The organism is Bradyrhizobium algeriense (assembly GCF_003062295.1).
Lineage (GTDB): Bacteria > Pseudomonadota > Alphaproteobacteria > Rhizobiales > Xanthobacteraceae > Bradyrhizobium > Bradyrhizobium algeriense.
Genome location: NZ_PYCN01000003.1, coordinates 152,360 through 176,330, shown reverse-complemented (window position 1 = coordinate 176,330; position 23,971 = coordinate 152,360). Strand labels below are relative to the sequence as shown.

The following is a 23,971-nucleotide window of genomic DNA, read 5'->3' as shown; positions in this document are numbered from 1 at the left end:
GCCAGCCACGTCCTAGGGTCTGTTGGGATTCATCGAGAGTTTATCACGGCGGCAGCCAGATGGATCATGGAGGCGAAGCTTTGATCGGTCTTGTCGGCTCGCATGGCGATGCGTTTGAACTCCTTGAGCTTGCCGAAGAAGTTTTCGATGAGATGCCGCCATTTGTACATCTCCTGGTCGATGGCGAGAGGCTTTGCGCGACGCGGATGCTGGGAGATCACGACCTTGGCGCCGCGCGCGTCCAGTTCAGCGATGATGGCGTTGCTATCGAACGCCTTGTCAGCGATCAGCGCATCGAAGGCCAATCCCTCGATGAGCGGCGGCACGCCGACTGTGTCGAAGCGCTGTCCGGGCAGCAGCACGAAACGCACGAGATTGCCGAGCGCATCGGTGAGCGCCAGGATTTTGGTGGTCATGCCGCCTTTCGAACGGCCGATGGCCTGGCTCTGAGTCCCCCTTTTGCGCCCTGTCCGTGGCGGTGGACCTTGACGATGGTGGCATCGACCATGGCGTATTCCATGTCCGGCTCGTCCGAGACCGCGTCGAACAAGCGCTTCCACACGTCTGCCTTCACCCAATCGCGGAAACGCGTATACACGCTGTTCCAGTGGCCGAAAGCGCGCGGCAGATCGCGCCACGGACTGCCCGTGCGGGCGATCCATAACACCGCTTCGACAAACAGCCGGTTGTCCTTGCCGCTGCGTCCGGGATCGGTCGGCTTGCCGAGACAAAGCGGTTCCATCTTCGCCCATTGGGCGTCAGTCAAAACGAATCGGTCCATCAAAAGCTTGAATCACAACCAAGCCCGGATGAGAATCCTGAATCCCAACAGACCCTAAAGCAAGATGAAATTAGGTTTGGCTGCGACCACGAAGAAGGTGCGCTCCCTCTCCCGAATGCGGGGGAGGGCCGGGGTGTCTCCGCGGGCAACACTGCCCGAGTGGAGAGAGCCCCCACCCGGCGCTTCGCGCCGACCTCCCCCGCAAGCGGGAGAGGTGAAGCGCGTCTGCGGCCAACTCGATCTAACCAAAAATCATCATGCTCTAGCTCGGTGTCAGCAGATTCAGCTTGGCATTCGCCAGGATCAGGCGATCGGCCAGCAATTGCGCAAGATTGCGCATGATGCGCTCGCCGGCGCGCGGATGCTGCTTTCGGAAACGCTCGAAATCGCGGAGCGGGATTTCGTAAGCGGTCGCGGCCATGTCGGCGAAGACGTCGGCGGAGCGGTGCGGCTCCAACAGCGCCATCTCGCCGAACGGCATTCCGGCCGTCAGCGTCGCCAGGCGGATGCCGTCGGGCAGCGTGACATGCACGACGCCGCTCCTGAGAAAGAACACGGAAGTTGCGGGATCGCCGGAGGCGATGATCTTTTCGCTCGCCTGATAGGTCTGGATCGAAGCGAGCGAGGCGAGATCGGTCAGTTCTTCGTCCGTCAGTCCGGCCAGCAGCGCCTGTTCGGAAAGTTCGGTCGCCTCGAAGAAATCGATCGCGCCGCCGTAGCGATAGACCACCTGGTCTTCCGCCCATTCGATGGCGGCATCGAGCAGATAGTAGTTCCGAATGTTGGTCAGGCCTTCCGTCCATTGCCCGATCATCTTCCATTCCGGCGACGACCGCCTGATGCCGGACAGGACCACGGTGACGTGGAAGCCTGCGAGCTCGCGGAACTCCTCGGCGAGCAGGCGGGTGCCGGCGCGGGTCATGGCCGTGACGCGGCGGAGGTCGAAGATGACGAGCTGCGGCCGCGGCTTGGCAGCGAGCTGGCGGGAGACGTAATCGACATTGGAGAACGACAGCGTGCCCACCAGTTCGATGACGCGAACGTCCTGGTGATGCGCGGCGAGGATGTTCTGTTCCTGCGCACGCCGCACCCGTCGCGACGGGCTGTTGCCGATGTCGTAGTCGGCGATAATGCTGTTGCGGGCGTCGTCGCTGCGGTTGAGCATATGCAGGTCGTAATGCGATGACAGCGCCTCGCAGACCTTGATGCCGCGCACGCTGTTGCCGTGCTTGTCGAGTTTCGGCGAATAGCTGCCGAGCCCGAGCCGGGCCGGCAGCGCGGCGAGGATGCCGCCGCCGACGCCGCTCTTGGCGGGGATGCCGATCCGGTAGATCCATTCCCCGGCGTAATCATACATGCCGGAGCTCGTCATGACGGAGAGCGTCCGCGAGATGGCATACGGCGTGAGCACCTGTTCGCCGGTCACGGGATTGATGCCGCGGTTGGCCAGCGTCGCAGCCATCACGGCGATATCGCGCGCCGTCACCAGGATGGCGCATTGCCGGAAATACACCTCCAGCACGGCAGCCACATTGTCCCGGATCACGGCATTAGTACGCAGCAAATAGCCGATCGCGCGGTTGCGGTCGCCGGTGGTGCTTTCGGAGGCATAGACGGCGTCGTCCACGTCGAGATCGCGTCCGGCAAACCGCCCGAGCGCCTGCCGGATGTATTCGAATGCGGCGTCGCCCTTGGCCTCGTGGATCAGGCCGGAGCAGGCGATCGCGCCGGCATTCACCATCGGATTGAAGGGATGATTCTCGGCGTTGAGGCGGATCGAGTTGAAGGGATCGCCCGATGGCTCGACGCCAATGACGCTTTCGACCCGCGCCGCACCCAGCGTATCCAGCGCCAGCGCGAACACGAACGGTTTTGATATCGACTGGATGGTGAAGGGGATTTGGGTGTCGCCGACCTCATAGACATGGCCGTCGAGGGTGGCGAGGCTGATGCCGAAATGGGCAGGATCAGCCTTGCCGAGTTCGGGGATGTAATCGGCGACAGCGCCGCTGGTTTCGGGCGCGAAATCCGCGTGGCAGGCGTTCAGGAACCGCAGCAAGGGCGGTTTCGAGCTGGTCCAGGCAGCGGGGCCGGCGTTAAGCGGAGGAGGCGATTGTTTCATCGCCTCCTCTTGTGCAACGCAATCAGGGTGCGCGCAACTGGCTCGGCGCCAGAGTCTGGCGGCGTACCAGCACCAGCGCGATGAGCGCGGTCGGGATCAGGATCGCCAATCCAAGAGAGGTGACCTGCCATTGCGCGAGCGGCATGATGCCGCCGCCAGGCGTGGCGATGACGAAGCCACCGATCACGAGCAATACCCGCAGCGGCCATTCCAGCGCGCCGGCGCCCCTGAGGTCGCCGACAAACGCCTGATAGCCCTGGATGCCACCGCAGATGAACAGCGTGCCGAAGCCCGCCAGCGCCATCAGGCCGAGCCCCTCCAGATACGGGCTTGGTCCCTGCAGCACCAGCGCCGGGTTCAGCACGAAGAAGAACGGGATGAAATAGATGATGCTGCCGACCCACATCGATTCCCATCCCGTCTTCATCGCCGGCGAGCCGGCTATGCCGGCTGCGGCAAAGGAGGCGATGGCGACCGGCGGCGTGATCGAGGACAGCATGCCCCAGTAGAAGATGAACATGTGCACGGCCATGCGGTTGAGGCCGAGCTTCTCCAACGCGGGCGCCACCAGGATGGCGAGGAAGATATAGCAGGCCGTCGTCGTCAGTCCGAGCCCGAGAACGAGGCTGGTGAAGGCGCACATCACGAGCAGCAGCAATGCATTGTCGCCGGCGATCCGCAACAGATCGTTGGCGAGGCTGGAAACCACGCCGGTCATCGAGAACGCGCCGATCAAGAGGCCGCAACCAGCCAGGATGCCGACCAGCTCGACAAAGGTGCGTCCGTTGACCTCGAGGAACTTGTTAATGGTCGAGAGCGTCCAGCGCGTGTCCTTCGAGAAAAGCTGGTTCAAGACCAGCAGCAGCGCGGTCGCGTAGAACGGCGCGTGGCTCTCGCGCTTGAAATACAAGAGCATCACGATCAGGAGCGCGATGACGAAGACATAATACCAGCCGTCCTTGATCGTATCCCAGACCTTCGGCAGTTCGGCACGCGGAATGCCCTTCAGGTTGTGACGCGCCGCATAGGAGTCCACCTGCATGAACAGCCCGGCGTAATAAAGCACCGCCGGAATGATCGCGGCGAGCGCGACGTCGGCGTAGCTGACGTTGAGGAATTGCGCGATCACGAACGCGGTCGCGCCCATCACCGGCGGCGCCAGCACCGCGCCGGTCGACGCGCAGGCCTCGATCGCGGCGGCATAGGAGGCGCGGAAGCCACTCTTTTTCATGACCGGAATGGTCATGGTGCCGGCAGTCAGCACGTTGGAGATGATCGAACCCGACATCATGCCGAGCAGCCCGGAGGCGAAGATGCAGACTTTTGCCGCGCCGCCGCGGAAGGTGCCGCATAGCGAGAATGACAGGTTGATAAAAAACTTTCCGGCGCCCGTCATCATCAGCGCGGTGCCGAATACCAGGAAGCCGATTACGGTGTCGGCAAAGGCCTGGATCGGGATGCCGAGCAGGCTTTCCCCCGACAGCACGTGATAGGACGTTGCCTGTTCGAGCGTCGACTGCGTGCCGCGGAACGGTCCCAACCACTTCGCGTCTGCAAACAGCGGATATACCGTAAACGGCAGCACGCTCAACAGCAGGCTCCAGCCGCCGGTGCGCCGCAACGCCTCCATCAGCACCACCCACATGATGACGCCGGCGACGATGACATCCGTCGGCGCGCCGCCGAATTCCCAGCCGGCTTCCGCCGCCTTGCGGACGCTGCGCATCAGGAGGATGGCGCAGGCGAAGGTGACGACGAAAAACAGGATGTCATACCAGGGAATTCGATCGAGCGGCGCGCTCTCGGTTCCCGGAAAGATCAGGAACGTGAACGGCAGCATCAGCGCGATCAGGAGATAGAAATACTCGGTGTTGAGCTGCGTATAGCCGAGGAAGAAGCGTAGCGAGAATTGCTGGTTGATGCACAAAAGGATGGTGACCGCGGTCGCGACCACCAGCGCCCAGCGCCACGCCCCTCGCAGCGTGCGCACGCGTGTGACTTCGGCTTCCTGCATGTTGGCATGCGGGTCGTCGAATTCAATACGCTTCGTCGGCGCAGCCGCGCCATTGCTCGCAGACATTACTTCCCCCGAGACGGTGTTCGCCTTCGATCTGATCTAGCGAAGCAGTGTTGTTATTCAAAGCCGTTCGGCATGCTGGCTTTGGTCAGCGCCGCAGCGCGCGCTTTCATCCAGGCATCGAGAAACGCCTTGTCGTCCGATGGCGGACTGGACTTGTTGAAGTCCGTCCATGCCGCCGCCAATACCTGCTGGCGCTTGAGCAATTCCTTGTTGTGGGCTTCCTGTTCGTCGCTCCACTGACCGGCTTCTTTCAGGGCCTTGGCTGCGCCCGGATGTACCGGGACCACCCAGTTCTTGGTCTGGCGGTCGGCGGCAAGGCCGCCCGCGCCCGGCGCGGAATCCTTGTAAGCGTCGTAGCCCGTGATCATCGCCTTGGTGATGGCATAGACCTCGTCGGCGCCCAGCGATCCGTAAGACACGAAGATCGGGTAGGGGTAGTTGCCGAGCTCGATCGGCTTGTCCTTGGTGATGCCGGCGCCGCAGGTCGCGGTGTGCGGGAAGAAGAACGAGCCAACCTTTTTCACGCGCTCCCAGCCGGCCTTGTCGCTGGCGGGTAGCGGCGGCCAGATGATGCCGCGCGGTGATGTCTCGAGCTCTTTCGCCGGGCCGGTGATGGTGGTGGCGAAGGCGGCATCAACGTCGTTGTTGATCATGCCCTTCCACATCGCGCCATAGCTCGAGAACTCGACAATCTTGACGTCGCTTTGCTTGAGGTCGCCGAATGCCAGGATCGCGAGCGCATTCTGGTTCAGCGCCGGCGAACCGACCACGAAGCCGACGCGCTTGCCCTTGAGTTGCTTGATCTCGGTCACGCCGCTATCCTTGGCGACCCCGAGCGTAGCGGCGTTGCAGTCAACGGTAGACAGCACCAATTGCAGGGCTTGCGGACCCCATTCCTTGGTACCGAATTCGAACACGCCTTCCTGCGCAAAATAGGAGCCGGAGCCCATCGCGGACATGGCCGCGCGCTTGGCGCGCAACGGTGCCAGTCGCGCCACGTCGTTGCCGGCGGGCAGCACGCGGACATCGGTACCGTATTTGTCCTTCATCATCTTGCCGATGCCGACGGCGATGTTGAAGCCCGCCGTTCCGGTGTCATAGGCGGTGACGACCATGGTCGGCGGCAGCTTGACGTCCTGGGAATAGGCCGGCGAGGCGAGCAGCGAGACGCCCGCAAGGGCAATTGGCGCGAACGCCTTCAACCGATGAATCATAATTTTTTCCCTCAGATAGTTTTCGCTTTGCGAAAGTCACTCGTTAGCACCGATCATGTCATCGGCCGCTGGCGATGGCAACGTTAGGTGTGCATGCGTCAACATCTAAGCTGGGCAGATTGTCGCGGAATCGTCGCAAGCACGTCTATGCCGTGATCAAGTTAAGCTTCGATGACGGCGACGACCTGTCCTTCAGCGATGACGTCGTCGAGTTTGACCAGGATAGCCTTGATTCTCCCTGCCGTCGTCGACGTGACCGGAATTTCCATCTTCATGGCTTCGACGAAAGCAATCTCGTCGCCGTCGCTGACATCTCCGCCGGTTGTGACGGGAAGTGCGCACACGCGGCCGGCGACTTCGGTGACGATCTTGATGTCTGGCATTTCCGTTCTCCCGGGGACCGTCTGACGGACTGGCTGTCCTCGTGAACGGCTTTTTGTTGTGGCCGCAGATTGCCTGAGGTAGTTTGTTCTGCAAGTGGAATTTTGTTCCGCAGGGCGGAATTAGGCCATGGAGCCAATAACAATGGGAAGACGCTCGGAACGGCTTAGCAAGCAGGGAATGCTCGCCAGCGATCTCGCAGGCGAGGGTGATGTGATCCAGGTGGTGTCGCGGGCGTTCGACGTCTTGCGCTGCTTCGAGGGTCATGAAGCGCGACTGGGCAATCTGGAAATTTCCAGCCGCTGTGGTCTGCCGCGGTCGACGGTATCGCGGCTCACGCACACGCTGACGCGGATGGGCCAGCTGGTTTATCTGCCGCGCGACCAGAAATACCGTATCGGCCCAAGCGCGGTGGCGATGAGCACCTCGATGATGAAGGGGTTGCAGCTTCGCAATCTTATCCGGCTGCGGCTGCAGGACGTCGCCGATCAATTGCCGGGCACCGTCGGCTTCGTGATTCCGGATCGCTATCATCTGGTCTATCTCGAATTCGCGCGTGCAGCGAATGCGCTCGGTCTGCATGAAGGCACCGGCAGCCGCATCTCGATGACGAGCACCGCGGCCGGCTTTGCCTACACCGCCGCACTCGATACTGACGTCGGCGACGCCTTGATCGCCGAAATGGAGCGCGAGATTCCGGGAAATGCGGGACTCTTGAAGTCGCGCATGGAAGCCAACCGCCGCCATTTGCGCGAACACGGCTATGTCGTCGGCTGCGGCACCTGGAGCCCGCATATCAACGGTTGCGCGGTGCCGGTGTGGTCGCCGCAATATCAAACCTTCGTCGTCGTGACGATCGGGCTGCTGTCCGCGATGTTTGATGAGAAGCGGCTGCACGGGGAAGTGGCGCCGCTGATGCTCGAACTCAGCGTTGCGATCGGCAGTCTGCTCGAAGGCGCCGAGGGCGATATCTTCGCAAACCGCATGGAAAGAAAGCCGCTTCCGGTACCGGCCCATAATAACAAGATCATCAAGACGGAGGATACGAATGAACTGGAAGCCGGAGCTCGACGAGCTCGCTCGGCGCGAAGCGTTCGCGCGCGAGATGGGAGGCGTTGACAAGGTCAAGCGCCAGCATGACCAGGGCCGGCTCACGGTTCGTGAGCGCATCGACGGACTGATCGACAAGAATTCCTTCCACGAGATCGGCGCGATTTCCGGCATCGCCGAATACGACGACAACAGCGAACTCAAGCACCTGACGCCGGCCAACTGCGTGTTCGGCCGCGGCAAGATCGACGGCCGCACCGTGGTCGTGGTCGGCGACGATTTCACCGTGCGCGGCGGTTCGGCCGACGCCTCGATCTCGGCCAAGCCGCTGATGGCCGAGGAAATGGCGCATGATTTTCGCCTGCCGATCATTCGCGTGATCGAAGGCTCGGGCGGCGGCGGCTCGGTGAAGACGATTGAAACGCGCGGGGCTGCCAATCTGCCCGGCGGGGTCGGCGGCACACGCTGGTACTGGTTCACGATTGCCAACATGGCGCGTGTGCCGGTGGTGGCGCTCGGGCTCGGTTCGGTCGCAGGGCTTGGCGCGGCGCGGCTTGCCGCCAGCCATTATTCGGTCATGACCAGGAATTCCGCGATGTTTGTCGCAGGTCCGCCGGTCGTGAAGCGCCTCGGCCAGGATCTGACCAAGCAGGAGCTCGGCGGCGCCGAGATCCAGACCCGCGCCGGCGGCGTCGACGATGCCGTCGACAGCGAGGAGGAGGCATTCGAACGCGCCAGGCGCTTTCTGTCCTATCTGCCGTCCTCGGTGTACGACCTGCCGCCGACCACGCCCTGCACCGACGATCCCGAACGTGCGGAAGAATCGCTGTTGAAGGCGGTGCCGCGCAATCGCCGCCAGGTCTACAAGATGCGCCCGATCATCGACGCCGTGGTCGACAAGGGCTCGTTCTTCGAGGTCAACGCCAATTTCGGCCGCCCGGTCATTACCGGGCTTGCCCGGCTCGAAGGCCGCGCCGTGCTGCTGCTGGCGAGCGATCCCTACCACTACGGCGGATCGTGGACGGCGGAGGCGTGCCAGAAGGTGGTGCGCTGGGTCGACTTCGCAGAGACTTTCCATCTGCCGGTGGTTTATCTGATGGATTGCCCCGGCTTCATGATCGGGCTCGAGGCCGAGAAGTCGGCGACCATCCGTCATGGCGTGCGCGCGATGGCGGCGGTCAACCAGTCGACCGTGCCCTGGTGCACCATCATCGTGCGCAATGCATTCGGCGTGGCGGGTGTCGTGCACCAGCCGGCCAACCGCTATTCGATGCGCTATGCCTGGCCGTCGGCCTATTGGGGCTCGCTGCCGCTGGAAGGCGGCATCGAGGCGGCCTACCGCGCCGACATCGATGGTTCAGATGATCCGGCCGCGAAGCTGAAGGAGATCGAGGATCGCCTCAACAAGCTGCGCTCGCCGTTTCGTTCGGCCGAGAAATTCTGGGTCGAGGAGGTGATCGATCCCCGCAAGACGCGTTCGCTGTTGTGCGAATTCGCGCGGCTGGCCGAGCGGGTCTGCAACGTGGGTCCGCCGACGAACATGTCGACGCGGCCGTAGGTCTCGTAGGGTGGGCAAAGCGCAGCGTGCCCACCATCTCTCCACGCATTGACAGCGAATGGTGGGCTCGCTTCGCTCGGCCCACCCTACAACTCCATCATGCCGCCACCGGCTTCGGCCGCGAGATCGCCAGCACGATCAGCGCGGCGACGATGCAGAGCGCGCCGGCGACGAAGAAGGCTGGCAGATAGGTCGCATAGACGGTCCGCGACAATCCGGCGCCGAAGGCCGCAACGCCCGCGCCGAGCTGATGGCCGGCGAAAATCCAGCCGAACACAAGATTGGCGCGCTCAGGCCCGAACCGCTGCGCGGTTAGCCGCACCGTGGGCGGCACGGTCGCGATCCAGTCGAGCCCGTAGAATACCGCAAACAGCGACAGGCCGTAGAACGAGAAGTCGGTGAACGGCAGGAACAACAGCGACAGGCCGCGCAGGCCGTAATACCAGAACAACAGCCAGCGATTGTCGTAGCGGTCCGACAGCCAGCCCGAGACGATGGTGCCGACGAAATCGAAGATGCCCATCGCCGCGAGCAGGCTTGCCGCCTGCACCTGCGGAATGCCGAAATCGAGGCACATCGGAATCAGGTGGACCTGAACCAGACCGTTGGTGCTGGCGCCGCAAATGAAGAAGGTGGCGAACAGGATCCAGAACACACCCGACTTCGAGGCGTCGCGCAGGGTGCCGAGCGCCGCCGCCATGATCGGCGTGTTGTTCGGCGGGGGCGCCGGCAGCGGCTCGGTGCCTTCGTCGCCGAATGGCCGCAAGCCGACGTCGCTCGGGCGGTCGCGCATGACCATCAGCACGGCGAAGGCGGCCACGCCCAGCATCACGCAGATCAGCGCCAGCGCGATCCGCCAGCCATAGGTTTCGGTCAGGCTCGCCAAGAGTGGCAGGAAGGCAAGCTGCCCGGTCGCAACGCTCGCGGTGAGGATGCCGACCACAAGCCCGCGCCGCGCCGCAAACCAGCGCGCGGCAATCGTAGCCCCCAGTACCAGCGCCGTCATGCCGGTGCCGAGCCCGATCACCACGCCCCACAGCAGCATCAGTTGCCAGACCTGCGTCATCGCCAGCGATGCGACGAGGCCGGATACGACGATCAGCAGCGCCAACAGCGTGACGTTGCGCAGGCCGTAGCGGTTCATCAGCGCGGCGGCGAACGGCGCCATCAGCCCGAACAGGATGAAGCGGATCGACAGCGCCGAGGAAATCTCCGCCGTGGTCCAGCCGAATTCCTTCTGCAGGGGCACGATGAAGACGCCGGGGGCGCCGACCGTGCCGGCGGAGATCAGGGCGGTGAGAAAGGTCACGGCGACCATCACCCAGCCGTAATGGATGTTGCGGCGGGCGAGGGCGGCTGACAGCCAGTTCGAGATCATTGGGCCTCAGAGGATTCCAGAGGGGAGATTCGCTCAGGTGGCTTTGCGCATTCTGACCTGATGGCCGTTTGACTTGAATGTCACACTTCCCTCATTTCAGGACATCGCGACACCGCTGCGCCAAGGATCGATCCGGGTGCGGTCAACCCGATATTGAATTATTGTTGTAATATTATGCGCTGCAACAAATCGCAACGGATCATCACATGAAAAATCTCGCCGTTCGCATGAGAGAAATTGATCGACCGGCGCCTGAGGCTGGGATTGTCGGCCCTTGCCGGCAGGTCTCATGCGCTCCTCCGTCTATTTCTTGCGGTCGAGAAATCCCTGCATCAGCCGCTGCGGCTCGCCGGTCAGGAAGGACTTTCCGAACACGCCGACGCTTAAGTTGACGGATTCGGTCAGCGGCAGTTCCTCCCACTGGCGCAGCAGCGCCTTCTGTGCGCGCAGCGCTTCCGGACCGCATTCGAGCAGCGCGTTGACCGTGTGCTCGACCGCAGCGTCGAGCCCGCCTTGCTTCGCGACCACGTCGACCAGACCCCAGGCGAGCGCGGTGGGTGCGTCGATGTTCTCTGCCGTCATGACAAGCCAGCGGGCGCGGCCCCAGCCGATCAGCCGCGGCAGCAGGGCCGCATGGATTACCGAGGGGATGCCGACACGCACCTCCGGCATGCCGAATTTGGCGTCGTGGGCGGCAATGCGGAAATCGCAGGCGGCGGCGACTTCGAGTCCGCCGCCGAGACACCATCCAGGCAGCCGCGCGATCACGGGCGCCGGAAAGTTGCGCACGGCCTCGCAGAGGTCGCGCAGCCGCGTGATGAAGGCTTCCGCGGATTTCTGGTCGAGACGCGCCATCTCCTTGATGTCGGCGCCGCCGATCATGCTCTTTTCGCTCTGGCCGGCGAGGATGACTGCGCGAACGCTCTTGTCGCCGGCGAGTTTCTCAAACCCTTCACGAACCCCGTTGGTGACGGCGGAGGAGAGGATGTTGAGGGGGCCTGCGTTGCAGATCGAGAGGCGAACGACACCTCGAGCGTCGCGATCGATGCCGCAGTGAGGATTGAGCATTTCCATTTTGTTTTCCGGACTTGGTCGGGACGGTTGACGTCACTTCCAAGGACATTGCGGCGGCTTGTCAAGGGGAAGCGGGGAGGGTGTTGCGCGGCGGTGTCGCGCGGCGGCACGCGCCGACATAGAATGACAATTATCATTCAATGGAGCTGTTCATGACCGCGACAGAGACCGTCGATCTATTTTCGTTCGACACGCGCAGGCATCGGGTGGTGGAGTGGCAGGCGCCGGGGCCGGTAGCGAAGGCGGCCTCCGGGATGTCCGGGCTGGAGACAATGTGCGCGATCCGCGACGGCATCCTGCCACCTCCGCCGATGGCCCGATTGATCGGCTTTGAGATGCGTGTCGCCGAACCCGGCCGGATCGTGATGGAACTCGACCCCAATGAAAGCCTGAAAATACCATCGGACTGCTCCATGGCGCGGCGGCTGCGGCACTCCTGGATACCGCCATGGGTTGCGCCATCGCCACCATGCAGCCGACCGGGCAGACCTCGGTCACGCTGGACCTCAAGCTGACCTATCTGAGGCCGCTGTCGGTACGATCAGGCACGGTCTCGGCGGAAGGCAAAGTGGTAAAACTCGGCCGCCAGGCCAGTTATGCCGAGGGCTTTGTCCGTGACGGCGCGGGAAATCTTGCAGTGCACGCGACCGCAACGTTCACGATGATCGGCGTTGAAAAGGCGAAATAGATGCAGCTTTTCGCCCGCACAACTGCTATTATATGACTGCAGACATTTAATGGGACGGGTTGATGCGTTATTCGAAAGAGCACAAGCAGGAAACCCACGCGCGGATCGTGAAGAAGGCCTCGGTGCGGCTTCGCGAAAAGGGCGCGCATGGCATCGGCGTCGCCGACCTGATGAAAGAGGCCGGCCTGACTCATGGCGGCTTCTACGCGCATTTCGATTCCCGCGAGGCGCTGGTGATCGAGGCCTTTGCCTATGCGATGGACCGCTCGGTCGCGCGTTGGCGCGAGATCGCCGCTGAAACGCCGCCGGAGAAGCGGCTGTCGATGATCATCGATTCCTACGTCTCGACGGTGCATCGCGACGATCCCGGCCGCGGCTGCGCGGTCCCCACGCTCGGCGCCGAGATTGCCCGCGAAAGCGCCAAAACCCGCAAGGCCTTTAGCGCCAAGCTCGAACAGTTGATCGATGTGATGGCCGAGCAGATTCCGGATGTGCCGCGAAAGACGGCGCGCAAGCAGGCCATGGGCACGCTGGCGACGATGATGGGCACGCTCGTGATGTCCCGCGTCGCGGGCAGCGGTGAACTGTCCGACGAAATTCTCGTCGCTGGCCGCGAGGCGGCGCTGGCCCGTGCCGAGGCGAAACCGGCCCCGAAGAAAGCACGGGCGAAGGTGAATTAACCGACGGCCTCTCCGCCTCGTCCCTGCGAAAGCAGGGACCCATACGCCGCGGCCATGGAAGGGGCACAAGGAGAGACGGGTTTCGTCGCCACTCACATTGGTGGCTATGGGTCCCTGCTTTCGCAGGGACGACGATGGATTTGTGCCCGATCCTCACCTTCCCCCAAACAGCGCGCGTTCGCTCTCCACCGTCTCGTGGATGTAATCGGCAACCGCCCTGATCCGCGCGAGATCCTTGCTGTCGGCGTGCATCAGCATCCAGAAGGTGCGCGAAATCCTGATCTCGTACGGCAATACCGGCCGTAATTCCGGATGCGCCGCTGCCATGAAGTGGGGCAGCACGGCGATGCCGAAGCCTGCGATGGTGGCGTTGAGCTGCGCGATCAGATTGGCGCTGCGGAATTTGGCGGAGATTTTTGGCGAGACCTGCGGCAGGTAGTCCAGTTCGGGCGTGAACAGCAGTTCCTCGATGTAGCCGACGAAGCGATGCGCGGCCAGGTCGGCACGGCCAGTGATTTTCGGCGCGCGGTCGAGATAGGCGGGGGCGGCGTAGAGCCCGAGGCTATAGTCGAGCAGCTTGCGGCCGACGATCCGGCCTTCCTTGGGCATCGTCAGGCTGATCGCAATGTCGGCCTCGCGTTTCGACAGGCTGAACAGGCGCGCGGTGGCGACGAGCTGCAGGTCGAGATCGGGATACCGCTCGGTGAACTTCACCAGCCGCGAGGCCAGGAAATGGCTGCCGAACCCGTCGGGGGCGCCGATCCGGACCGTGCCGGTGAGCTGGGCGCGCGAGCCGCCGACCGCCTCCTGGTTGGCGACGATGGTGGACTCCATCGCTTCCGCGCTGTCGGCCACGCGCTGGCCGGCCTCGGTCAGGAGGTAGCCGGTCTTGCGGCGATCGAACAGTTTTGCCGAGAGATGCCGTTCCAGGCGGTCGACACGCCGGATCACTGTGGCATGATCGACCGATAGCTGCTTGGCGGCAGCTGAAACCGATCCGCCGCGGACGATCGCCAGCACGAAACGGAAGTCATCCCAATCGATCGTCTTGGTGCCTTGATCCAGCATTTCCGCACATCTAAGGTGCAATATATCAGACTTGTATCCTAAGAAATGCAGGTCAAAAAGGGCTCCAAAGCTGATCCAGCGGGACTTCAGGGAGAAAATTCATGCGCTCAATCGGACATTTCATCGGTGGCAAAGAGGTCAAGGGCACGTCCGGCCGGACGGCCGACGTTTTCGAGCCGATGACAGGCGACGTCCAGGCCAAGGTGGCGCTGGCCTCCAAGGCCGAGGTTCGCGCCGCCGTCGAGAACGCCAGGGACGCCCAGGTCGAGTGGGCCAACACCAATCCGCAGCGCCGCGCGCGCGTGATGATGAAATTCCTCGAACTGGCGCAGCGCGATTACGACAAGCTCGCCGACATGCTGGCGCGCGAGCACGGCAAGACCGTTCCCGACGCCAAGGGCGACATCCAGCGCGGCCTCGAAGTCGTCGAATTCGCCTGCGGCGTTCCGCATCTGATGAAGGGCGAATACACCGAAGGCGCGGGTCCCGGCATCGACATCTATTCGATGCGGCAGCCGCTCGGCGTCGTCGCCGGCATCACGCCGTTCAATTTCCCGGCGATGATCCCGATGTGGAAATTCGCGCCCGCGATCGCCTGCGGCAACGCTTTCATCCTGAAGCCGTCCGAGCGCGATCCCGGCGTGCCGATGATGCTGGCCGCATTGATGATCGAGGCGGGGCTGCCGCCCGGCGTGCTGAACGTCGTCAATGGCGACAAGGAAGCGGTCGACGCTATACTCGACGATCCCGACATCAAGGCGATCGGCTTTGTCGGCTCCTCGCCTATCGCGCAATATATCTATGAGCGTGCGGCCGCGACCGGCAAGCGCTGCCAGTGTTTTGGCGGCGCCAAGAACCACGCCATCGTGATGCCCGACGCCGACATGGATCAGACCGTCGATGCGCTGATCGGCGCCGGCTACGGCTCGGCCGGCGAGCGCTGCATGGCGATTTCGGTCGCGGTGCCCGTCGGCAAGACGGCCGCCGACCGCTTGATGGAAAAGCTGATCCCGCGCGTGGAGTCGCTCAAGATCGGCACCTCGGTCGATCCGTCCGCCGATTTCGGTCCGCTGGTTACCCGCGAAGCGGTCGAGAAGGTGAAGAACTACATCGATATCGGTGTCAAGGAAGGGGCGACGCTCGCCGTCGACGGCCGTGGCTTCAAGATGCAGGGCTACGAGAAGGGATTCTATCTCGGCGGTTCGCTGTTCGACAACGTCACCAAGGACATGCGGATCTACAAGGAAGAGATCTTCGGCCCGGTGCTCTCGGTGGTGCGCGCCCACGACTACAAGGAAGCGCTGGCGCTGCCGTCGGACCATGACTACGGCAACGGTGTCGCGATCTTCACCCGCGACGGCGACGCCGCCCGCGATTTCGCCGCCAAGGTCAATGTCGGCATGGTCGGCATCAACGTGCCGATCCCGGTGCCGATCGCCTACTACACTTTTGGCGGCTGGAAGAAGTCCGGCTTTGGCGATCTCAACCAGCACGGTCCGGATTCGATCCGCTTCTACACCAAGACCAAGACGATCACCTCGCGCTGGCCGTCCGGCGTCAAGGAAGGTGCGGAATTCTCGATCCCGACGATGAACTGACGCGTCACAGCGCGAGGCGCGGAGATGCAGTTCGCTCTCAATGAGGACCAGGTGGCGGTTCGCGACATGGCGCGCGAATTCGCCGCGGAAAAAATCGCGCCGCATGCGCTCCGCTGGGACGAGGAAAAGCATTTCCCCGTCGACGTGATGCGGGAAGCTGCCAAGCTCGGCATGGGCGGCGTCTACATCAGGGACGACGTCGGCGGCTCGGCGTTGACGCGGTTCGACGCCGCGCTGATCTTCGAGGCCTTAGCGCAGGGCTGTCCGACGGTGTCGGCCTTCATCTCGATCCACAACATGGCCTCGTGGATGATCGATGCCTATGGCAACGACACCCAGCGCCAGAAGTGGTTGCCAAGGCTCTGCACCATGGAGCTGTTGGCGAGCTATTGCCTGACCGAGCCGGGCTCCGGCTCGGACGCCGCCGCGCTCCGCACCCGCGCGGTGCGCGACGGCGACCATTATGTACTCAACGGCCAGAAGCAGTTCATCTCCGGCGCCGGTGGCGGCGACCTCTATGTCGTGATGGTGCGGACCGGCGCTGACGGGCCGGGCGGCATCTCGACACTTGTCATCCCGGCCGATACGCCGGGCGTCTCATTCGGCGCCAATGAGCGCAAGATGGGCTGGAACGCACAGCCGACCCGCGCCGTGATTTTTGAGAATGCCCGCGTGCCGGTCGAGAACCGGCTGGGCGAGGAGGGCATCGGCTTCAAGATCGCGATGGCCGGGCTCGACGGTGGCCGCATCAATATCGCGGCGTGTTCGCTCGGCGGCGCGCAAAGCGCGCTGGAGAAGTCCCTGGCCTACATGAAGGAACGAAAAGCGTTTGGAAAACGCCTCGATGAATTCCAGGCGCTGCAGTTTCGGCTTGCCGACATGGCGACCGAACTGGAGGCGGCGCGGACTTTTGTCTGGCGTGCCGCCGCAGCGCTCGATCGCAAGGACGCGGACGCCACAATGCTGTGCGCGATGGCCAAGCGTTTTGGCACCGACGTTGGTTTCGAAGTCGCCAACCAGGCGCTGCAACTGCATGGCGGCTACGGCTATCTCAGCGAATACGGCATCGAGAAGATCGTGCGCGATTTGCGCGTGCACCAGATCCTGGAAGGGACCAACGAAATCATGCGGCTGATCGTGTCGCGCAAGCTGATCGAGGGCGCGCGATGACGGATGCTGCTGTTGCAGAGGGCGACCTGATCGCGCGCAAGGAAGGCTCGGCTGGCATCCTCCGGCTGAACCGGCCGAAGGCCATCAATGCGGTGACGCTGGAGATGTTCCACGACATCGACAAGGCGCTCGATGCCTTCGAGGCCGATCCTTCCGTGGCCGTGATCCTGCTGGAAGGCGCGGGCGAGCGCGGCCTTTGCGCCGGCGGCGACATCCGCGCGCTCTGGGAGAGCTCCAAGGTCAAGGGCGATCTCGGCAAGATCCTGTGGCGCGACGAATACATCCTTAACGCCCGCATCAAGAAATTCCCGAAGCCTTATGTGTCCTTCATGGACGGCATCGTGATGGGCGGCGGCGTCGGGTTATCGGCGCACTCGAGCCACCGTGTCGTGACCGACAAGACGAAATTGGCAATGCCGGAAGTCGGCCTCGGCTTCTTCCCGGATGTGGGCGGCACATGGCTGCTGTCGCATTCGCCGGGAGAGATCGGCACGTATTTCGGCTTGACCAGTCAGACCATGAACGGTCCGGACGCGATCCATGCCGGCTTTGCCGACTCGGTCGTGCCGTCAGGCAAACTCGCCGCGTTGCGCGAGGCGCTGACCAAGGTTCGGCCCGGTGTGACCTCCGCGGAAGTCAAAGCGCTGATTGCTGGCTTCGCAACCGGTGAGACGGACGGACCTGTCGCCGCGATGCAGCCGAAGATCGACGCATGGTTCGCCTACGACCGCATGGAAGACATCGTCGCGGCTTTGCAGCGCGACGGCTCGGAACTGGCACTCTCGACGCTGAGGATGCTGAACGAGAAATCGCCGCGCGGCATGGTGGTGACGCTGAAACTGCTGCGGCTGGCGCGGGCATCACGCTCGCTGGAGGAATGCCTGGTGCGGGAGTATCGCGCCGCGCTGGAAGTCTTTGCCAGCGATGATTTTCGCGAGGGCGTGCGCGCCGCGGTGATCGACAAGGACCGCAATCCCAAATGGTCGCCGCCGCGGATTGAGGACGTGACGCCGGCAATGGTCGCGCCGTATTTCGCCGAGATCGGCGCCGATGAGTTGAAATTCAGCTAATCAAAACAGAAAAACCTTAAGCGGAGGATTCGAGATGGCAAATATCGCATTCATTGGCCTCGGCAATATGGGTGGGCCGATGGCAGCCAATCTGGTCAAGGCCGGCCACAAGCTCACCGCGTTCGATCTGGTCGCGGCCTCGCGCGATCAGGCAAAGGCCGACGGCGCCACCATCGCCGAGAGTTCGGTGGCCTCGGTCAAGGGCGCTGAAATCATCATCACCATGCTGCCCGCTGGCAAGCATGTGCTGTCGGTCTGGAACGAAGTGATCCCGGCGATGACCAAGGGCACGCTGATCATCGATTGCTCGACCATCGACGTCGAAAGCGCCAAGCAGGCGCATGAGCTGGCCGCGAAGCACGGCGCGCTCTCGGTCGATGCGCCGGTGTCGGGTGGAACCGGCGGCGCCAAGGGCGCGACGCTCACCTTCATGTGCGGCGGCGAGGACAAGGCCTTTGCGGCGGCAAAACCCGTGCTGGAAAACATGGGCAAGAAGATCGTGCATTGCGGCGGCGCCGGCGCGGGGCAGGCGGCCAAGATCTGCAACAACATGATCCTTGCCGTCTCCATGATCGCGGTCTGCGAGGGCTTTGCGCTCGCCGAGAAACTCGGCCTGTCGCATCAAGCGCTGTTCGACGTCGCCTCAACCTCCTCGGGGCAGTGCTGGGCGCTGACGTCCTATTGTCCGGTTCCCGGCCCGGTGCCGACCTCGCCGGCCAATAACGATTACAAGCCCGGCTTTGCCGCTGCGCTCATGCTGAAGGATCTCAAGTTGTCGCAGGATGCGGCCAAAGCCTCAGGTGCGTCTTTGCCGCTCGGAGCGTTTGCAACCGATCTCTACGAAATTTTCAACAACGCCGGCAACGGCGCCGTCGATTTTTCTGGCATCATCCAACAGGTGCGTTCTCTCGGCGCACAACCGTGAAGGCTTGCAATGACCACCTTCCAGGAAGCGCGCACCTTTCTGCTCAAGCACCGCGCGGATTACGATACGGCCGTGAAGGGATTTCGCTGGCCCGATCCGGTTCCGTTCAACTGGGCGCTGGACTGGTTCGACGCAGAACTCGGCCGCAATGCCGACAGCCGCGACCGCACCGCGCTCTGGATCGTCGATGCCGGTCACAAAGAGACAAAACTTTCCTTTGCGGCGCTCTCGGCCCGTTCCAATCAGGTGGCGAACTTCCTGCGCGCGCAGGGCTTGAGGCGCGGCGACCATCTGTTGCTGTTGCTCGGCAATGTCGTACCGTTGTGGGAGACCATGCTGGCGGCAATGAAGCTCGGCGTGGTCGTGATCCCCGCCACCACGCTTCTCACGCCCGACGAATTGCGCGACCGGCTCGATCGCGGCCGGGCGAGGGTGGTGGTGGCTTCGCAGGATCAAGTGGCGAAGTTCGCAGGCCTCGGCGGCGACAATCTGGTGCGTATCGTGGTCGGTGCATCGACGACGCATGACGGCTGGCTGCCATTCGAGCAGGCGGCCGGCGCGCCCGAGACTTTTGCGCCTGATGGTCCGACCAACGCCGACGACCCGATGCTGCTCTATTTCACCTCGGGCACGACGGCAAAGCCAAAACTGGTGCGGCACAGCCAGCGCAGCTATCCGGTCGGTGCGCTGTCGACGATGTTCTGGCTCGGGCTGCAGCCGGGCGACGTGCATCTGAATATTTCCTCGCCGGGCTGGGCCAAGCATGCCTGGAGCTGCTTCTTCGCGCCATGGAATGCCGGAGCTACTGTGTTTGTGGTCAACCAGCCGCGCTTCGATGCCAAGGCCTTGCTCGCCACCGTCGGCCGCTGCGGCGTCACCACGCTGTGCGCGCCGCCGACGGTGTGGCGGCTGTTCATCCAGGAGCGGCTTGCGGATTTCAAGGTCAGCCTGCGCGAGGTCTGCGGCGCCGGAGAGCCGCTCAACCCGGAAGTGATCGATCAGGTGAAGGCGGCGTGGGGCTTGACCATCCGCGACGGCTACGGCCAGACCGAAACCACCGCGCTTGCGGGCAACTCACCGGGCCAGAAGGTCAAGGTCGGCTCGATGGGCCGCCCGCTGCCGGGCTACCGCGTGCAGATCACCGACAGTGACGGCCACGTCACCAAGGAGGGGGAGGTGACGCTGGTGCTCGGCGCCGATCGGCCCGCCGGCCTGATGCAGGGCTATCAGGGCGAGGACGGCAAACTGAAGGGCGCCGACGGCGATCTCTATCGCAGCGGCGACGTGGTGTTTGCCGATGACGAGGGTTATCTGACTTTCGTCGGCCGTTCCGACGACGTTTTCAAATCATCCGACTACCGTATCAGCCCGTTCGAGCTGGAAAGCGTGCTGCTGGAGCATGAATCGGTCGCTGAAGCCGCGGTCGTTCCCAGTCCCGATCCGATCCGGCTCGCGATCCCCAAGGCCTATGTGCTGCTGGTCTCAGGCGTCGAACGCACGCCGGAAACGGCGCTATCGATCTTCCGGCATCTGCACACAAGGCTGGCGCCGTTCAAGCGCATCCGCAAGATCGAACTGGTGACGGAACTGCCGAAGACGATTTCCGGCAAAATCCGCCGCGTGCAGTTGCGCCGGCTCGAACATGATAATGTCAGAAGCGATGCGCTGCGCGGAGCGGAGTTCCGCGAAGAAGAATTCCCGGAGCTGCAGAAGGTGCGGACCGCCGGGCTGGAGAGCTAATCACAATGAATGAAGTCTGGAAGAAGCCGCCGGTCTCGTTTGAGGCCTATCAGGCCATGGTGGGCAAGGAGATCGGGGTGTCGTCCTGGCACCTGATCGACCAGAGCCGGATCAATGTCTACGCCGACGTGATCGAGGACCATCAGTTCATCCATGTCGATCCCGAGCGCGCCAAAAAGGAAACCGCGTTCGGCAACACCATCGCGCATGGCTTTCTCACGATGTCGCTGATGAGCATCATGTCCTATGAAGTGATGCCGGTCATCGAAGGCACGGCGATGGGCGTGAATTATGGTTTCGACAAGCTGCGCTTCCTCTCGCCGGTGCGCGCGGGCTCGCGCGTGCGTGGCCGCTTCACGCTGATGGAGGCCAAGCTGCGCAAGCCGAAGGAGCTGCAGTCGCGCACCAGCGTTACCATCGAGATCGAGGGCGAGGAGAAGCCCGCTTTGGTCGCCGACTGGATCGGGCTGATTTACTTCGCATAACCTCAGCGCGTCATGGCCGGGCTTGTCCCGGCCATCCACGTCTTGCTATGCAGCAACCAGGAAGACGTGGATGCCCGGCACAAGGCCGGGCATGACGAGTGAAACCCACATCCAGGAATCGTAACTCATGGCAATCAGGTTTGACGGACGCGTCGCCATCGTCACCGGCGCGGGCAATGGTCTGGGACGGGCGCATGCGCTGGGGCTGGCGAGCCGCGGCGCCAAGGTGGTGGTCAACGATTTCGGCGGCGCGCGCGACGGTACCGGCGGGTCGCTGACGCCAGCGGAAACCGTGGTCGAGGAAATCCGCAAAGCCGGCGGCACCGCGATGGCCGATGGCGCCGACGTCTCGAAGTTCGGACAGGTCACGGCGATGGTCGAGCGGGCTACGAAGGAGTGGGGCAGCGTCGATCTCCTGTGCGCCAATGCTGGCATTCTTCGCGACAAGTCGTTCGCAAAAATGGATGTAGCCGACTTTGCCAAGGTACTCGATGTTCATCTCGTCGGTACGTTTTACTGCTGCAAGGCGGTGTGGGATGGCATGCGGGAGCGCAACTATGGGCGCATCGTGCTGACCACCTCGTCGTCGGGCCTGTTCGGCAATTTCGGTCAGGCCAATTACGGCGCCGCCAAAGCCGGCATGGTCGGCCTGATGAACGTGCTGGCCGAGGAAGGCCGCAAGAACAACATCCGCGTCAACACGATTTCGCCGACCGCGGCGACCCGGATGACGGAAGAACTGCTGCCGCCGCAGGCGCTGGCCCTGATGCGCCCCGAGGCGATCACGCCGGCGGTGGAATTTCTGCTGAGCGAGGACGCCCCGACCCGCACTATCATGGGCGCGGGCGCGGGCTCGTTCGCGGTGATCAAGATCATCGAGACCGAGGGCGTCAATCTGGCCCAGTCCGACTGGACGCCGGATGCGATTGCGGCGCGTTTTGCCGAGATCGACGACGTCTCGAAGGCCAAGGCGCTGCAAGGCGCGTTCGAGCAGACGCAGAAATATGTGGCGCAGGCCGCAGCGCGGGCGGGGATCAAGCTGTAGCGCTGCGGTTCTCGTCAAACTCTCTCGTCATGGCCGGGCATAGCCGTCCGAAGGACGGCGTCGCTTCCGCTCGCCTATGACCCGGCCATCCACGCCTTTGTCACCGACCGCAAGTTAGACGTGGATGCCCGGGACAAGCCCGGGCATGACGACTGTTATTGTGGCGGCGACGACGTACACTCCCGCCATGTCTTCACCCTCACAACACGTCGCCATCATCGGCGCCGGCCCCGCCGGCCTGATGGCAGCCGAAGTGCTCGCGCAGGGCGGCGCCGAGGTCATCGTCTATGACGCGATGCCTTCCGCCGGCCGCAAGTTCCTGATGGCCGGGCGAGGCGGGCTCAACCTCACGCATAGCGAGCCGTTGCCGGCATTCCTCGCGCGCTACCGCGAGGCGATGCCGCATCTGAAAGCCGCCATCGAAGCGTTTCCGCCACAGGCACTGCGCGACTGGAGTGAAGCGCTGGGGCAGGAGACTTTTGTCGGCTCCAGCGGCCGGGTTTTTCCGAAAGCCTTCAAGGCCTCGCCCTTGTTACGGGCTTGGCTGCGGCGGCTCGACTCGATGGGCGTAAGATTGGCGCTGCGCCACCGCTGGACCGGCTGGGATGAGCAGGGCCGCCTGCGTTTTGAAACACCTGGCGGACCGCTCGTCGTCGAGCCGCGCGCAACCGTGCTGGCGCTCGGGGGCGCGAGCTGGCCGCGGCTTGGTTCAGACGGCACGTGGAAGGAAACGCTCGCTGCAGAGGGCGTGAAGATATCGCCGCTGCGGCCGGCCAATTCCGGCTTCACCGTCGCCTGGTCGGAGATTTTCCGCGACCGCTTTGAAGGTCAACCGCTCAAGGGCGTTGCGCTGACCTTTGCAGCGCATACTCAGCGCGGCGAAGCCATCGTCACGCGCACCGGCATCGAGGGCGGCGCGATCTATGCGCTGTCTGCCGAGTTGCGTGAGGCCATCCTGCGCGATGGGCACGCCACACTGAATATCGCCTTACGTCCCGACGCGGAGACCGGTGAACTGATCGCGAAATTGTCCGCAGCCAAGGGCAAGCAGTCCTTCTCGAATTTTCTCCGCAAGGCGGCAAATCTTTCGCCCATCGCGATCGGGCTGTTGCAGGAGTCAGCCAAGACATCCGGGAAGTTGCTAACCGCGCTTTCTCCGACCGATCTCGCCCGCTTGATTCAGGCAGTGTCCGTGCAGCTCAACGGCATCGCGCCGATCGCGCGCGCGATTTCGACGGCGGGCGGAATATCGTTCGACGAGCTCGACGACGCTTTCATGCTCCGCCGCTTGCCGGGGGTGTTTGCGGCGGGCGAGATGCTCGATTGGGAAGCCCCGACCGGCGGCTATCTGTTGCAGGCGTCGTTCGCGACCGGCGTAGCAGCGGGGCGAGGGGCGCTGAAGTGGTTGGGGAGGCAACGCTTGCCTTAAGAAATTGCGCGTGGTTGGCGTGGCCTACGATGTCTGCGATCGTGACGCAAGCTTAGCGTTTGCTGGCAAAAAGGTGCCTCTGGGCGGCGTTGATCGCATCATGATCCCAGTCAACCTCTCGCTTTGTTGGCGGGAAATGTTGCCGCTTGTCTTCGTATTCGTAATACAATGTTCCGTGGATGCCCTGCGCATCCCGCTTGAGGATGGGACGATCCCATACTGGCCTCAATATTTGTCCGGCCCGCTCGTCCCCGACGCGTTCGATAAAGTCCTCGATGAACTCCATGTCCTGGCCATCGGCAGGAAAGATGGCAGCGAATTCGTCTTCAGTCGCTTGAAACACGCTGAAGGTTGCGTTGAGCGCGCCATCAATAATTTGTATGTTCTTCAACGTTCGACTCCCCGTCGCATCTTAGACAGAGCTGCGTAGGGTGG

At 63.2% G+C, this 23,971-nt stretch carries 19 protein-coding genes and 2 pseudogenes; 12 read left to right on the top strand and 9 right to left on the bottom strand.

Features of this window, described 5'->3' with window-relative positions; translation table 11 throughout:
• Positions 1 to 29 precede the first annotated feature (29 nt).
• From C7G61_RS08430 to C7G61_RS08410, 5 genes and pseudogenes are all read right to left on the bottom strand, one after another.
• Positions 30 to 742, bottom strand: a pseudogene (locus tag C7G61_RS08430) (IS5 family transposase).
• A gap of 301 nt (positions 743 to 1,043) precedes the next feature.
• Positions 1,044 to 2,903, bottom strand: a complete 1,860-nt coding sequence (gene glsA, locus C7G61_RS08425; protein WP_108513648.1) for a glutaminase A — start codon at positions 2,901 to 2,903, stop codon at positions 1,044 to 1,046.
• Between the two features lie 22 nt (positions 2,904 to 2,925).
• Positions 2,926 to 4,983 (bottom strand): TRAP transporter permease, encoded by a 2,058-nt coding sequence (locus C7G61_RS08420; RefSeq protein ID WP_108513647.1) that lies wholly within the window; start codon positions 4,981 to 4,983, stop codon positions 2,926 to 2,928.
• A 53-nt stretch (positions 4,984 to 5,036) separates the two neighbouring features.
• Entirely contained in the window at positions 5,037 to 6,197 is a 1,161-nt protein-coding gene (locus tag C7G61_RS08415) for a TAXI family TRAP transporter solute-binding subunit (protein WP_108513646.1), read from the bottom strand.
• Positions 6,198 to 6,358: 161 nt separating this feature from the next.
• Positions 6,359 to 6,580: an acyl-CoA carboxylase biotin carboxyl carrier protein subunit gene (locus C7G61_RS08410; RefSeq protein ID WP_108513645.1), complete on the bottom strand. Its 222-nt coding sequence runs from the start codon at positions 6,578 to 6,580 to the stop codon at positions 6,359 to 6,361.
• A gap of 142 nt (positions 6,581 to 6,722) precedes the next feature.
• Between C7G61_RS08410 and C7G61_RS08405 the strand changes: the two genes are divergently transcribed.
• Positions 6,723 to 7,697, top strand: a complete 975-nt coding sequence (locus C7G61_RS08405; protein ID WP_108513644.1) for an IclR family transcriptional regulator — start codon at positions 6,723 to 6,725, stop codon at positions 7,695 to 7,697.
• Positions 7,627 to 9,186, top strand: coding sequence for an acyl-CoA carboxylase subunit beta (locus C7G61_RS08400; RefSeq protein ID WP_108513643.1), 1,560 nt, complete (start codon positions 7,627 to 7,629; stop codon positions 9,184 to 9,186). Before C7G61_RS08405 ends, C7G61_RS08400 begins: the two co-directional genes overlap by 71 nt.
• 97 nt (positions 9,187 to 9,283) lie before the next feature.
• On the opposite strand, the gene C7G61_RS08395 is transcribed toward C7G61_RS08400, so the two are convergent.
• Both C7G61_RS08395 and C7G61_RS08390 read right to left on the bottom strand, forming a co-directional pair.
• Positions 9,284 to 10,564, bottom strand: a complete 1,281-nt coding sequence (locus tag C7G61_RS08395; RefSeq protein ID WP_108513642.1) for an MFS transporter — start codon at positions 10,562 to 10,564, stop codon at positions 9,284 to 9,286.
• Between the two features lie 303 nt (positions 10,565 to 10,867).
• Positions 10,868 to 11,638 carry an enoyl-CoA hydratase gene (locus tag C7G61_RS08390; protein ID WP_108513641.1) on the bottom strand — a complete coding sequence of 257 codons (771 nt, stop codon included), beginning with the start codon at positions 11,636 to 11,638 and terminating at the stop codon, positions 10,868 to 10,870.
• Between the two features lie 152 nt (positions 11,639 to 11,790).
• On the opposite strand from C7G61_RS08390, the pseudogene C7G61_RS08385 reads away from it, so the two are divergent.
• Positions 11,791 to 12,326: pseudogene (locus C7G61_RS08385) on the top strand (PaaI family thioesterase).
• 62 nt (positions 12,327 to 12,388) lie between these two features.
• Positions 12,389 to 13,006 carry a TetR/AcrR family transcriptional regulator gene (locus tag C7G61_RS08380; RefSeq protein ID WP_108513640.1) on the top strand — a complete coding sequence of 206 codons (618 nt, stop codon included), beginning with the start codon at positions 12,389 to 12,391 and terminating at the stop codon, positions 13,004 to 13,006.
• A gap of 153 nt (positions 13,007 to 13,159) precedes the next feature.
• Here C7G61_RS08380 and C7G61_RS08375 read toward each other — a convergent pair whose 3' ends face one another.
• Complete coding sequence (locus C7G61_RS08375; protein WP_108513639.1) at positions 13,160 to 14,074, bottom strand: LysR family transcriptional regulator; 915 nt, start codon at positions 14,072 to 14,074, stop codon at positions 13,160 to 13,162.
• A gap of 101 nt (positions 14,075 to 14,175) precedes the next feature.
• Between C7G61_RS08375 and C7G61_RS08370 the strand changes: the two genes are divergently transcribed.
• The 8 genes from C7G61_RS08370 to C7G61_RS08335 all read left to right on the top strand — a co-directional run bounded on the left by C7G61_RS08370 (position 14,176) and on the right by C7G61_RS08335 (position 23,536).
• Entirely contained in the window at positions 14,176 to 15,672 is a 1,497-nt protein-coding gene (locus C7G61_RS08370; RefSeq protein WP_108513638.1) for a CoA-acylating methylmalonate-semialdehyde dehydrogenase, read from the top strand.
• Between the two features lie 24 nt (positions 15,673 to 15,696).
• Complete coding sequence (locus C7G61_RS08365; RefSeq protein WP_108513637.1) at positions 15,697 to 16,842, top strand: isobutyryl-CoA dehydrogenase; 1,146 nt, start codon at positions 15,697 to 15,699, stop codon at positions 16,840 to 16,842.
• Positions 16,839 to 17,912 (top strand): enoyl-CoA hydratase/isomerase family protein, encoded by a 1,074-nt coding sequence (locus C7G61_RS08360; RefSeq protein WP_108513636.1) that lies wholly within the window; start codon positions 16,839 to 16,841, stop codon positions 17,910 to 17,912. Before C7G61_RS08365 ends, C7G61_RS08360 begins: the two co-directional genes overlap by 4 nt.
• Before the next feature lie 34 nt (positions 17,913 to 17,946).
• Positions 17,947 to 18,837, top strand: coding sequence for a 3-hydroxyisobutyrate dehydrogenase (gene mmsB / locus C7G61_RS08355; protein ID WP_108513635.1), 891 nt, complete (start codon positions 17,947 to 17,949; stop codon positions 18,835 to 18,837).
• A 9-nt stretch (positions 18,838 to 18,846) separates the two neighbouring features.
• Entirely contained in the window at positions 18,847 to 20,577 is a 1,731-nt protein-coding gene (locus C7G61_RS08350) for an AMP-binding protein (RefSeq protein WP_108513634.1), read from the top strand.
• Between the two features lie 5 nt (positions 20,578 to 20,582).
• Positions 20,583 to 21,062, top strand: a complete 480-nt coding sequence (locus C7G61_RS08345; RefSeq protein WP_108513633.1) for a MaoC family dehydratase — start codon at positions 20,583 to 20,585, stop codon at positions 21,060 to 21,062.
• Positions 21,063 to 21,189: 127 nt separating this feature from the next.
• Positions 21,190 to 22,107, top strand: coding sequence for an SDR family NAD(P)-dependent oxidoreductase (locus tag C7G61_RS08340; RefSeq protein WP_108513632.1), 918 nt, complete (start codon positions 21,190 to 21,192; stop codon positions 22,105 to 22,107).
• Positions 22,108 to 22,294: 187 nt separating this feature from the next.
• Complete coding sequence (locus C7G61_RS08335; protein WP_108513631.1) at positions 22,295 to 23,536, top strand: BaiN/RdsA family NAD(P)/FAD-dependent oxidoreductase; 1,242 nt, start codon at positions 22,295 to 22,297, stop codon at positions 23,534 to 23,536.
• A gap of 52 nt (positions 23,537 to 23,588) precedes the next feature.
• Here the strand turns inward: C7G61_RS08335 and C7G61_RS08330 are convergent, their stop codons facing one another.
• Positions 23,589 to 23,927, bottom strand: coding sequence for a hypothetical protein (locus C7G61_RS08330; RefSeq protein WP_108513630.1), 339 nt, complete (start codon positions 23,925 to 23,927; stop codon positions 23,589 to 23,591).
• Positions 23,928 to 23,971: the final 44 nt, after the last annotated feature.